General features: G+C 60.8%; 7 protein-coding genes and 1 pseudogene. 6 read left to right on the plus strand and 2 right to left on the minus strand.

Going from position 1 to position 12,767, the window contains the following annotated elements:
• Nucleotides 1–221 precede the first annotated feature (221 nt).
• The 4 genes from xopAD to ACFSQT_RS03635 all read left to right on the plus strand — a co-directional run bounded on the left by xopAD (nucleotide 222) and on the right by ACFSQT_RS03635 (nucleotide 10,974).
• On the plus strand, nucleotides 222–6,038 hold the full coding sequence (xopAD, locus tag ACFSQT_RS03620; RefSeq protein ID WP_379017053.1) for a XopAD/skwp family type III secretion system effector: 5,817 nt from the start codon (nucleotides 222–224) through the stop codon (nucleotides 6,036–6,038).
• Nucleotides 6,039–6,089: 51 nt separating this feature from the next.
• A complete protein-coding gene (locus ACFSQT_RS03625) occupies nucleotides 6,090–7,400 on the plus strand; it encodes an IS1380 family transposase (protein WP_379017054.1) in 1,311 nt (436 codons plus the stop codon).
• A gap of 223 nt (nucleotides 7,401–7,623) precedes the next feature.
• Entirely contained in the window at nucleotides 7,624–8,220 is a 597-nt protein-coding gene (locus ACFSQT_RS03630) for a shikimate kinase (RefSeq protein ID WP_379017055.1), read from the plus strand.
• Between the two features lie 1,587 nt (nucleotides 8,221–9,807).
• The gene (locus ACFSQT_RS03635; RefSeq protein WP_379017056.1) at nucleotides 9,808–10,974 is read left to right on the plus strand and encodes a porin; all 1,167 of its coding nucleotides are present in this window, start codon (nucleotides 9,808–9,810) and stop codon (nucleotides 10,972–10,974) included.
• 79 nt (nucleotides 10,975–11,053) lie between these two features.
• Here the strand turns inward: ACFSQT_RS03635 and ACFSQT_RS03640 are convergent.
• Nucleotides 11,054–11,284 (minus strand): annotated as a pseudogene (locus ACFSQT_RS03640) (transposase); the annotation flags it as partial.
• A 108-nt stretch (nucleotides 11,285–11,392) separates the two neighbouring features.
• Complete coding sequence (locus tag ACFSQT_RS03645) at nucleotides 11,393–11,689, minus strand: transcriptional regulator domain-containing protein (protein ID WP_379017057.1); 297 nt, start codon at nucleotides 11,687–11,689, stop codon at nucleotides 11,393–11,395.
• A 207-nt stretch (nucleotides 11,690–11,896) separates the two neighbouring features.
• Between ACFSQT_RS03645 and ACFSQT_RS03650 the strand changes: the two genes are divergently transcribed.
• Both ACFSQT_RS03650 and ACFSQT_RS03655 read left to right on the plus strand, forming a co-directional pair.
• Complete coding sequence (locus tag ACFSQT_RS03650; RefSeq protein WP_095090048.1) at nucleotides 11,897–12,181, plus strand: type II toxin-antitoxin system TacA family antitoxin; 285 nt, start codon at nucleotides 11,897–11,899, stop codon at nucleotides 12,179–12,181.
• A complete protein-coding gene (locus ACFSQT_RS03655; RefSeq protein ID WP_379017058.1) occupies nucleotides 12,182–12,691 on the plus strand; it encodes a GNAT family N-acetyltransferase in 510 nt (169 codons plus the stop codon).
• Nucleotides 12,692–12,767: the final 76 nt, after the last annotated feature.

Here is a 12,767-nt window from a genome sequence, read left to right on the forward strand (position 1 = left end):
GCAATCAGGCGGCCGAGAGCTCGCAATCGGGCGCGCTTCCGCAGCCAAGGCAATCCGCAAGCGACCTGGGTCCTGGACTTGGAAAGCGGCGCGTAGACGACGTAGCCGCGCAGAGCCACGCCAGCTTTGAGCGACCTGATCCACAGTATTCAGGCGAGTTGCATGCAGCACTAAGAGGAATTGCTAACGCGCGTGACATCGGGGGGTTCTCAAGAGAGGTGGTGAAGCATTCCAAGCGCCTGCGGATGCCGGATCAAGCAACGTTCATGCAAAAGGCCTCCGTCGATTTTGAACGCAAATTTGTCCCGCGCTTGGAGGAAGATATCGACGCCCGGCAATCATGGGGGTACGCCACTACGTGCAATGCGGTGAGCCGGTATGCGGGAGGGCAGGCAGGGATAGAAGCTTGCAGGGCTGTCGCAGCTCGGCTGTCGCAGCTTGATCTCGCGTTAATGAAGAAGATTGAACCGAGAGCGCTTTCGCTCTTCGCATCATCATTCGGTCGGGACCCATTGTCGACGAAATGTCGCGATGGAGCGATGAGAATCGCCCGAATTTGTCAGGATCAAAGGGGCGTACTAGGTGAGCTGGGCGGCCAAAATCTCTCGTTGCTGGCCAATGGTTTCAGCAAGTGGCCGGAAGCACCGGACTGTCGCAAGGCCACAGCCGCGATCGCCGATGAGGTCCTTCGCCGCGGGGTTCAGCTCACCCGCTTTACTGCGCAGGAGCTATCGAATCTCGTGAACGGATTCAGCAAGCGGCCGAACGACGAGGGCTGCTGTCAAGCCGCGGCCGCGATCGCCAATGTAATTGTCGGCCGTTCCGGCGCCCCCCCCCGGCTCTCCACCTTTGTTCCGCAGGACCTGGCGAACCTGGTGAATGGTTTCAGCAAGTGGCCGCAAGCACCGGACTGTCGCAAGGCCACAGTCGCTATCGCCGAGGCGGTCCTTCGTCGCTCCGGAAGCGGCGCCTTGATCTCTGATTTTACTCCGCAGGACCTGGCGAACCTGGTGAACGGTTTCAGCAAGTGGCCGCAAGCGCCTGGCTGCCGCGAGGCCACAGTCGCGATCGCCAGCCAGGTCTCTCGCTTTGCCAAACGCGACGTCCGGCTCTTTGACTTTACCCAGCAGGGGCTGGCGAATCTGGTGAACGGTTTCAGCAAGTGGCCGGAAGCGCCGCACTGCCGCGAGGCCATAGTCGCGATCGCCAGCGAGGTCTCTCGCCGCGCCAAACGCGAAGCCCAGCTCTCTGACTTTAATGCGCAGGACGTGGCAAACCTGGCGAACGGTTTCAGCAAGTGGCCGGAAGCGCCGCACTGCCGCGAGGCCACAATCGCGATCGCCGGCGAGGTCTCTCGCCTTGCCAAACGCGAAGCCCAGCTCTCTGACTTTAATGCGCAGGACGTGGCAAACCTGGCGAACGGTTTCAGCAAGTGGCCGGAAGCGCCGCACTGCCGCGAGGCCACAATCGCGATCGCCGGCGAGGTCTCTCGCCTTGCCAAACGCGAAGCCCAGCTCTCTGATTTTAATGCGCAGGACGTGGCAAACCTGGCGAACGGTTTTAGCAAGTGGCCGGACGGAGGGGCCTGTCGCGAGGCCACAGTCGCTATTGCCGAGGCGGTCCTTCGTCGCTCCGAAAGCGCCTTGATCTCTGATTTTACTCCCCAGAACCTGGCCAACCTGGTCAACGGTTTCAGCAAGTGGCCGGACGAGACGGGCTGCAGCAAGGCCACGGTCGCAATCGCCAGCGAGGTCGCTGGCCGCACCTCGCGCGAGGTGCAGCTCTTTGACTTTACTCAAGGGGATCTGGCGAACCTGGCGAATGGTTTCAGCAAGTGGCCGGAAGCGCCGCACTGCCGCGAGGCCACAATCGCGATCTCCGGCGAGGTCTCTCGCCTTGCCAAACGCGAAGCCCAGCTCTCTGACGTTACTGCGCAGCACCTGGCGAACCTGGTCAACGGTTTCAGCAAGTGGCCGGACGAGACGGGCTGCAGCAAGGCCACGGTCGCGATCGCCGGTGAGGTGCTTCGCCGTGACAACCGGCTCTCTGATTTTAGTCCGCAGGGATTGGCGAACCTTGTGAACGGCTTCAGCAAATGGCCGGAAGCAGCGGCGTGCCACCAGGCAGTCCTGGACATCGTGCGCAAACTGGGCTCCGGAGGCCAACGATTCGGAACGTTCACCACACCTGAGCTTGGCATGATGGCCAATGCTCTGGGGCGAAGTGTCGCCAGGGGAGAGGACACAGGAGAGATCATAGAGACCGCTCTGCTGAAGGATCGGCTACACCAGCTGGCCCGCTACCTTCACTATGCCAGTGATCGTCTGGAGCAGACCCACGTTCTGAACATCGCCGTGATTTTCAAGGCGCTGGCCAAGGCTCGATTGTTTGACGATCTCGGTTTGCTCGCACGGCCGGCGTTGGATCGGCTTACGGAATTGCATCGTGCCCCTGGTTTTGCCGCTGAGAACAACCTCGAAACCATGGGCAATCTCTGCCTCGCCGTGCTGCCGCTGGCGCGCAGCCCGCGCAAGAGCCTGCGGCGGAGGCAGGCTCTGAATTTGCTGAACGACATTCAGCCGATCGTCGAGCATAAGATTGAGGCGCATCTCAAAGCAGGCGATGGCGAGCGGACCCGTGGCCCGTACTCGAGCCGTCGCCCCGCCTTGTCGATCTATCAAGTGCTCAAGACCCGCACGGTTCTGGCGACATTGTTCCGCCGGCCGTATGTCGAGGGCAAGAAGTCCGATTTGCGGGTGAGGCAAGAAGAGCTGCAGTTCAAGACCAAGGAGATTTTGGAGAAAACGGCCGGCCTCATCGAAGGCGACCTTTCCAATATGAGTTGGAACCTGATCGCGGAGATCGCGGCAGAGACCCCGCTTGATGGGCTGGACACGTTCATGGCGCAGAATGTGGCGACGGTCCAGGCCCAACATCCAGCGTCGGTGTTCGACGTCCATCAGGTGTTGCGAGCAATGGACCACGAGCCCAGACCGCCGCAAGGTGAGGCGGGGCTGATGCAGTTGCCGGTGGTGGACATGCAGGGCCGGCAAGTGGCCACGGAGCCCGAGACACGCTATTCGATTTTTCATCGCCTGACCTCGGGAGCTTTGCCCGTCGTCGCGGTGCAGCTGCCAGGAAAGCCCAGCCCCTTCATGCTGGCGCGTACGGTTACCGTCGAGGGTGTGCCATACCGCATGGACCTGTTCGGCGGAAGCAAGTTAAAACCACCGAAACCGACCCTCTCGCAGCTCGCCGCCCGCGCCCCGGACGCCGCGGCAGCCATGTCTCCTGGCGGAAAGCTGCTGGCCATTCCGTATGCCGATACCGCATCGGGCACGGCGTTCGAGCAGCTATTGCGCGCATGGGCCCCTTTCAAGGAGGCATATTATTACATGCAGCGCAGGGGTTTTGCCGCGCCTCCAGGAATCAAGGGGCTGGGCCCTCACGACTACGCGCTGGAGGGCGCCTTCAAACTGTCGCTGCTGCCGGATCGCCCTGCGAACCAGGAACATCCCTTCAAGCTAACTGGGCCGGAAGGCCCGATCGCCTTGCGATCGCATGATGGCTGCGGTTTCATCAAGGCCTCGCTGGCCAACCGCATGCCGGCTGTTCATCGCGCCCGCCGGCAGGAAGGTCCTGATCGGGTGCCTGCCTTTGCTGAGGGACGCAGATCGTCCCTGCCTGCCTCGGCGCTGCAACATTATCCACGCAGCGAGTCGGTGGCCGATGAGGCGCAAGAGAAGGCCAAGACCTGGCTCGAGAGCCGACAGGGGCAAAGGCTGTCGGCCGAGGAGCTGTTTCGAACCGTGACTGGCGGACATATCGACGGTCCTGGCGCGGTTGCCATACCCTCCAGCGACGAGTGTCTCCATGTGCCGACGCTCAAGAGCGAGACGTTGACGGGGACGAGCGGCGTGCTGATCGGGCGCTCGCCCTATGACAAGCCCAACCTGCGCCCGTTTGCCCCAGAAGGAGTCAAGTCGGCCCTCGAGGGGGATCCGACCGCTGTGTTTCTCGACAACTGCACGGCCATCCAATACAGCTTCAACGTCGCCCAGAAGTCGGGGAGGGAACTGGCGGCCAACGATCCGACCTTTTTTGCCAAAGGCATTCTGATCGTTGTCCCGGATAAGATGTGGCCGGCCGCCTACGCCGACCGTGGGCTGGTGATGTCTGCCGAGGACGTCAAATGCCATGCGAGCTGGACCTCGAGCAAGGACCGCGTCAAGGTGGACACGCCGCTCGACTGCCTCGGCATCCTGCAGGCGACCGAGGTGTTTGCCCCGGGCTCGTTGGTGGCTGTCCCGACCGGTGAGCAGAAAAAACTTGACGGCGACTTCGACGGCGACACCGTCATCATCCTCGGCGACCGGCCGCAGCTTTATGAGCATTTGCGCGCGTTCGATCACCGGGAGCAAGCTCTGGGACTTCCGTCGCTGAAGCCGCCAAAGTCCCATACCCCGGCGCTTGAGGGCGACGATTACCAGTTCAGTCGCGCCCGCCAGATCCTCTCTGCCACGCAGAATGTTCTGGAAACTTATACCTGCCTGCAGCGAAGCTTTCTGGCTCAATCCCATGAAGCACGACGCTGGTTTGCCGAGCGTGCCGTCTTTGGCACCTATGAGGGCGTTCACAAGGAGCTCCGGCGAGATATCGGTCAGCTGTTGAACCAGGAAGAGGTGAGTGGCCAGGATATCCAGAACACGTTTGCGAGGGCGAGGCGCGAGATTGAGGTCGCCAAACATCCGGTTGCCCGCGAAATGGCCGAGTTGCTCGTCTCCGACCTTGTGGCATGGGCAGTCAAGCAGGGTGGACAACTCCTGCCCGAAACAATCGAAAGCGCGAACGCCGCAAACCCGAGCTTCAGCGCAAGGCTGTGCGAGCTTTTCCCGGGTCTGACCGAGACCTATCCGGCAACGCCTCAGCCACGAGACCGCATCCAGCTTTTGCTCGACCACTATCCTGCTCGCATCGATTCTCGCCCAGATGGTTACAATCCGGACGACCTCGTACAAAGCGCAACCAACTTGCTGAGCCTCGGCATCAAGGTCGGCACCGACGCCTATAAATCCGATACTGGCGCCAACCTTTTCTTCAAGAAGGGCAGCTACCTTCAGCGGCTCCTCCACCAGACACCGGGCTTGAAGTCCGTGCCCTATGTCAAGGGCGTTGCGGCGACCCTCGCCCAGGGAAGGTTTGACGTCGATGCGACCTTGGATGATCTGAAAGACAACCCCACGCTGGCCGCTGGCATCATGGAGGCCTCGATCAAATTCGCTGCGGAGCAAGGCATTCTGCCGAAACCTTCTGGCCTCCGGCCCACCGCCGAGGATGCCGACATGATGATTGCGCTGACCCGCGCGGAGGCTTCAGAGCGCGCCCAGATCGAGGCTGCCCGCGCTAGAGCCGAAGAGAGCAAAATCACCGAGGCCGCGCTCGGCGTCGCCGAAAGCCTCTGGAAAGCGGACTTCCAGGTGAAGATGCCCCATCTGGAGCGCCGCTTGAAATCGCATGCCTCCATAACAGATGAACTCACCGGCATGAGCGTCCCGCCCGGCAGCGCTCCACAGCTCCTCACCAATACTGTACGCCATGTCTTCGAAATCCCTGACGAGCATTTTATAAACGCTTTCAAGAAAGCCATGCTGGCCTTCGATGACCGGGGCTACACCGAGGTCAGCGTGGTCAACTGGTTCAGTAAGCAGACTCGAAATTTCTTGGGCATCAAGGTAGTGCTCGCCACGCCCGAAGCCTATCGCTTCGAGGTCGAGTTTCACACGCCAGGCAGCTACAGGGCCAAACTGGCCAATCACGACACTTATAAGATCCTTGGCAAGCTTCGGCAGCAGCATTCAAGCGGGGATGCTCCGCAAGCCAAGGCCGAGGAACTGATGAAACGCGCCATCGAGGTCTGTGCCGAGGTTGCGATCCCCAAAGGCGCCCTTGGCATACCAAACTGGAAAGCCGAAGAGGATCCTAGCCCGGAAAATTCATGGGGGTTGGCGGATGTGGTGCAAGCCGTTGAAATGACGTAGGATTTGGTTGCTTACGCCGATCCGAACCATTTCCCGGAGACCACACCCGCCATGAATGATCTTGCGCTGCCGCTGAGCGGTTTGTCATCAGTCGGCGGCGAGTCCGTCGTCGCCCGTTTTGACGGCGGCATGCTGTCGTCCAACAGTGGGGTTCTGGCTCTGGCCGAGGTGGAAAAGCGGCTGCGTGTCGCCGAGCGTCTGGCGCGTTGCATCGACGATCCGCGCCGCCCGGACCAGATCATCCACAGCCTGGCGGACATGATCGGCTTTCGCATGAAGATGATCGCCGCCGGCTACGAGGATGGCAACGACTTCAAGATGGCCCAGGATGCGCTGCCTTCGGGTCGGGATCTGGCCTCGCAATCGACGATGTGCCGGCTGGAGAACCTGCCTGGCGTGCGGGAACTGATCGTTATGGGCCGGGCGATGGTCGACCTCTATTGCGCTTCCTTCCGCCAGGTTCCGAAGCGGATCGTGCTCGACATTGACGACACTTTTGACGCCGTGCATGGCGGCCAGCAGCTCCGCCTGTTCAATGCCCATCACGACGAATACGGCTTCCAGCCGATTGTTGTGTTCGATGGCGACGGCCGGTTCGTCGGTGCGGTCCTGCGACCAGCGAAGCGGCCGAGCGGGGCAGAAATCCGCCCCCACCTGCGCCGCCTGGTGCGGGCGATCCGGAGCAATTGGCCGAACACCGGCATCCTTATCCGGGCCGACAGCCACTATTGTAGTCCGCAGGTCATCGACTGGTGCCGCGCCAACGATGTCGACTTCATCCTCGGCGTGGCGCCCACCACGACCCTGCGCAAGCATGTCGCGGACCTGGAGAGCAGCACGATGGCGCGCCTTGAAGCATCGAAGACGAACAAGGTCCGCCGCTTCAAGGAGTTTTTTGACGGCGCCGCCAGTTGGAGCCGCGTAGAGCGCATCATCGCCCGCGTCGAGGTCGGCGCCCAAGGTGCCGATACCCGCTTCATCGTCACCAACCTTGCAAGTGGCAAGGCCAAGGCGCTCTACGAGGATGTCTACTGCCGGCGCGGCGCTGCCGAGAACCACATCAAGTCGTGGAAGACGCATCTCGCCGCCGACCGCACCTCCTGCACAAGAGCGACGGCCAACCAGTTCCGGCTGTTCCTGCATGCCGGCGCCTACTGGCTGATGTGGGGCCTGCGCGCCGCGATGCCGAAACGCTCGAGCTTTGCCGTCGCCCAATTCGACACGCTGCGATTGCGCCTCATCAAGATCGCCGCCCGCGTAGTCGAGATGAAAACCCAGATCCGCCTGCACCTGCCGACATCCTGCCCCGACCAGCGCATCCTGCGCATCGTCCTCAATCGCATTGCGCGGCTCGTGACATAGCCGACGGGGCGCAGACGTCCCGAAACAAACCCGCCGACCTCAACCCGCAAACCCCCTTCCATCACGACGGATGATCGCCGGCGCCCGACGAGGCTTGTCAAAATGCACTCCGAGGGCGGCCAGATCGCCGATGTAGGCCGCCGAAAGCCGATCGCCGTGCATCAAGCGGGCTAGATGGAGCGCTGCTGCGGCATTTGGAATGCGAGTTGGCGAAAAATCAAGAATGTCCGAGATCGCCAGGTCGCCGGAAGCAAGCCAGATTGCGCCGGCCCTCGGCGTGCGGCCGATAGCGCTCGTCGGCATGTCGGGCGTCGGTAAATCCACCATTGGCGAGCGGCTTGCAAAAGGGTTGGGGTTGAAATTCATCGACTCCGATGCCGAGATCAGGAAAGAGGCCGGCATGTCGATAAAAAAACTTTGCGAAACCCATGGCGAGGAGCATTTCAGGGAGCTTGAGGCGAGAGTGATTGCGCGTGTGCTGAAGCAAGGACCGGCAGTGCTCGCGACCGGTGACAGTTCCTTCATCCATCAGCAGACCCATGGGCTCATCCAGGACAAGGCGGTCTCGATCTGGCTCAAGGCCGATGCCGACCTGATAATGCGACGGCTCGGGAGACGACGCGGTCGCCGGCTGCAGCAGGCCTCGGACCTGCTCGGCACTATCACGCAACAGATCCCTGAGCGTGAGCCGATCTATCAAAATGCTCATCTCACGATCGCTTCGCGCAATGTGTCGCATGAGAGGCAGATGGATGAATGCGTCAGGGCGCTGCACGCCTATCTGCGTCCCGAGCCGGCAGCCGCTCAGCCGGGCGTCTAATAAATCCCGTTAATGAGTTTCCCGCTCCCGACGCGGATAAGAACCCAGGAGCATGCTCGCCCCATTATTTCATACAAAGTGAGCCTGCCCCCCCTTGTGCGAAGTTCTGGGTTCAATCCGGAAGAGATTTTAGCACGCGCTCCCCCAACTTTGGGGAGATGACGAGACCTCCAACCTCCGCGACGGAAACGCCGCCGTCTCATGGGATGAGCATGCGACATTCGCTTTGCCCGCGCTCCCTGGGAGGCCTGCGCAGGGGCGAAGCAGGCGGCTTCTCCTTAAAGTGTCCGACTAAAGCAAGCTCGCCTGCTCAGCCTCGCGGCGCAGTTTTGCCGCGGCCCCGGCCCGGCCGGCAGGTCCCTTAGCAGCCGGGCCTTGTGATATTTTGTCAGGATCGAGGTCCGCAACAGTTTACCGTCCTATGCCGATAACTGTCATCCTTACCGCTGCGGTTCTCCTGGGTCTTGCGCTATGTCAAATCCGTTCCGCTTTCGCCGCGACACTGTATTTCGCCAATGCCTTTCCTCACGCGATGGTCCGCTCTAACCGCCGAACGCGATGGCATGAACACAATATCGGTTAGCTACAAGCGCCATCGTTCGCCCTGCCGAGATCATCACGCACACCGAGATTTTCGACGCTTTCCCTTCAGACTGCGCTTGGTCGAGGAGATCGGAGCGCGGCAATGCCATATGCTGGGGGACGATACGGCTAGGAGCCAGACATTGCTCGCTAGCGGACGCCCTCGGATAGCGATATCCGGCACTTCGATAACCGCGTGGTATCGATTACAGGCAAGAAGCATTGGCAGTGGGCGCGCCGTGATCAGGACAGGAACGTGCTCGGCGTGTTCTTCCAAGGCTGCCAAGCGCCTGCTGACCCAGTCGCTTGCACAGAGTTGCGGCCCCAAGGGCATGACCATCGACAAATGGCGTTCCAATAACGCGATAGAACGTCAGGTGATGCCGAAAGTCGATCATCGCAAAAGAGGCTCAACAATCGCGCCGGGGGGGCCATCGCGAAAACAGTTGGCCATACAGGACTTCCGATCCAGAGGCGGTTTACAACGCGTCGATCTTTCCAGCCTTGCGAAATCACTTGTCCGGACTGATTGGCAAGCTGCTGCACGCGATCGCCTTCAAGATGGGCCGTGCACCAAAACATGGCATGCCCGGCCTGGCTAGTGAATTTCATGTCGACGTCAGTGGGTATCTCGCCCGATGTACCGAGCGGTGCCGCCTATGATGTCTCAAAGCCTACACAACAAACAAAAGCTGTTGCTATTGAACGAAAACGCTGGGCAGCGAACAGACTATCTATCCGAAACGTCTGCTTTTCGTGCTCAGCTTGACCTTCAAAGCGAAAAGAAGGAACCGCAACAAGGTGCACCGGCCTACCTGAGCGTAAGCCCGCAGCTACGTCTCCAGGATGGCGCGTTATTTGCGTGGTCGATTTCCGTAGCCGTTGTGACGTCTGCCTACAACAAGCGGAGATGACTATGGCGATTGGCCCAGACGCGCTGAATTCCGTGGGGCAACTGACGAGTGTCGCTTTGCGTCGAGGCGCAGCCCACCGGAGCACGCGCGAATGAACATCAGGAGCCTTCTCCTCGGCTCAACTGCAGTGCTGATCGCCCTTTCCGACGCGCGCGCGGTCGATGCTGTCGCTGTGGCCGAGCCAGAATCGACCGAATACATCAAGGTCTGCGACGTGTACGGCTCCGGCTACTTCTACATCCCCGGCACCGAGACCTGTCTGCGCATCGGCGGCGATGTCCTTTACGACATCGGCCTGGGCCATGTCGGATCGTATGACGGCGCCAGAACCTCAGACCTGAGGACTGGTGAGGATCAGGGCACATGGCGAAACAACGCTCGCTTGACCTTCAAAACTTGGACCGGCCAGGAGACCGAACTCGGCACACTGAAGACCTATACGGAAACCCGCATGGACTTTGGTAATCGCAACGCTTATTCGGGCACGGACAGCCCGCAAAACTACGCCTTCAACAGAGGCGTCAAATTGGCTTTCACTTGGATTCAGCTTGGCGGCCTGCGAGTTGGTAAGGACTGGTCGGCCTTCCACGTGTTTACTGGCCACGCTGGCGACGTCCTCAATAAGATGCTTGTTCCGCACGGCGGCTACGAAACCAAAGTGGTTCAGTACTACTTTGACACCGGCAACGGCTTTTCGGCGGTGGCTTCACTCGAAGAAGGCTCGGGCGTAGTCGGGACTATCGACAGCTATGTTCCGCATGTCGTCGGCGGCGTGAAATACATGCAAGGCTGGGGGGCGATCACTGGCGTTGTCGCTTATGATAGCAACTACGAATCTCTGGCTGGTAAGGTCCGCGTCGACGTCAATGTCACAAACGAATTTTCGCTATTCGGAACGTTCGGCTACGGCTCCTATGGCAAGCTCAGCGACAACTCCATTAACACAATCGACGCTCATCGTCGCAGCTTCTACAAATTTTGGGGCGGCAACTGGGCTTTCTGGGCCGGCGCCACTTACAGATTCAACGAGAAAACTTCGTTCAACCTTCAGGTCTCGGGTGATCAGCTCAAGGACTATGGTCTGACTGCAAACGCTGTCTATACGGCGTTTGCAGGTCTAATAATCACAGCCGAAATCGACTACGACCACTATGGCGACTTCGGCGCCGGCATGGTTGACCCTTCCAACGTGAACTGGACCAAAGCTGACAAAAAGAACAGCGTCGGCGGCATCATCCGTTTCCAACACTCATTCTAACGGAATGAGAAACTGCATCTGGGTGGTCCGATTGAAAGCAACCCATCGACCGGGTGCAGCAGCCCAGCGCATCCACGCTCCAGACGCCGGCCTTGGCCCAGCGGGTGAAGCGGGCATGGACGCTCTTCCACTTGCCGTAGCGCTCCAAAAGGTGCTGCCAGAATGCTCCGGATCGCAGGACCCATAAAACTCCGTTCACAAACAGGCGGTTGTCGGCGCCGCTACGGCCCGGATCACCAACCTTGCCCGGCAGAAGCGGGGCGATCCGGACCCACTGCGCCTCGTTCAGTTCATAGCGCTTTACACCCATCAAACCCGCTCCGAATCAGTAAATCCGGAACGCATTGATTCAGCACATCTCAGTTTTGGAAATCCTGAATGTGGATTGGTCCTAGCGCGCCTTGCAGGATGCGGCTGATCATGCCCAGGCCATGCGAGCGCTGCTAGCGGGATCGCCTGCACATGCCGCGCATTGCCGCCGATGACGCTCGAGCGCAGGTCCAGGCCGAGAGCCTTGCAGAACGACCGGATCAGGATCGTCTGGTCGGGATCCCACGCTTGCGGCCGGCGTGCCGCAGAGCGGGCCTAGCGGATCGTCCTCGATGATGCCTACCTCGGGGTAGCGCTGGAGGATGCCGGCCAGCGCTTCAGCCCGATCATTCGACATGGAAAGGCCGAGCGGCAGGTGCGCGCGCGGCTGGTAGACGAAGGCCATGGGCCGCTTCGCCAGAGCGTTCGCCAAGGAAGCGAGCGCCGGGCCCTCGGCATCCCATGCCACGGCTCGATAGTGCCCGGATCCGGGACGGGTCGGTGCAAAGGCTCGTCGCGTTTGCCGCCACCCGGGCACAGGGCCCGGGCGTCACGATGTATTGCGATCTGCGTTACAAACGTATATATACGCTCGCACACAGGAGAGAGCGCCATGGCCGCGACAGGCCCCAGGAAGGAAACGCCCGTCTCGATGCGGTTTCGCGATGACGATCTGACCATTATCGACCGCGGCGCGGAACTGCTAGGCCTGTCTCGCACCGAGTTCATGCGCCGCGCCGCACTGCACGAAGCGCAGGCGGCAATCCTCAACGCGACCGTCATTCGCCTGTCGCCGGACGCCTACAATGCATTCATGCAGGCGATCGCCGCCCCAGCAAGCCCTCCGCCGCCTAAGGCGGCGGAGCGGCTCCGCCGGTTTGCCCCTTGGGAAAGCTAGGTGGCGCTTTCAGGCATAGAACTGCTGGACGACACGCATCGTCTAGACGCATTCGATTGCGGCAAGCCCGCCCTCAACGCATGGCTGCTCGGCTTTGCGCGGACCAACCAGGCTCGCGGGTTTACCCGAGTCCTGGTTATTCACAACGACAGAACCGTGGTCGGTTATTATGGGCTCGCACCCAGCGTGATCCAGCCGAACAGTGCGCCTCGCTCGATCCGCACGGGTCGCCCACCGGATCCGATCCCTTGCCTTTTGATCGGACAACTCGCGGTCGATCAAAACTACGTGGGGCGTGGCGTCGGCAGCGGACTGGTAAAGGACGCGCTGCGGCGCTGCATCGCCGGCGCCGACATCGTCGGTGGCCGCGCGGTCGTGGTCAGGGCAATTGACACCGAGGCCGAGCGCTATTGGCACAGTTGGGGCTTCATCGCCGCACGGGACAATCCTTCCGTCCTCATGCGCTCGATTCAGGATGTGCGCCTCTGGTTGGCAGACACTGCGCACTAGCTACGTGCAGAAACAGCTCGGGCACACCAGCGCTGAGATGACCCGAAAATATCAACTGCGCCGCGACCGCTTCCGG

It is taken from the genome of Mesorhizobium calcicola, assembly GCF_042682105.1.
Classification (GTDB): Bacteria; Pseudomonadota; Alphaproteobacteria; order Rhizobiales; family Rhizobiaceae; genus Mesorhizobium; species Mesorhizobium calcicola.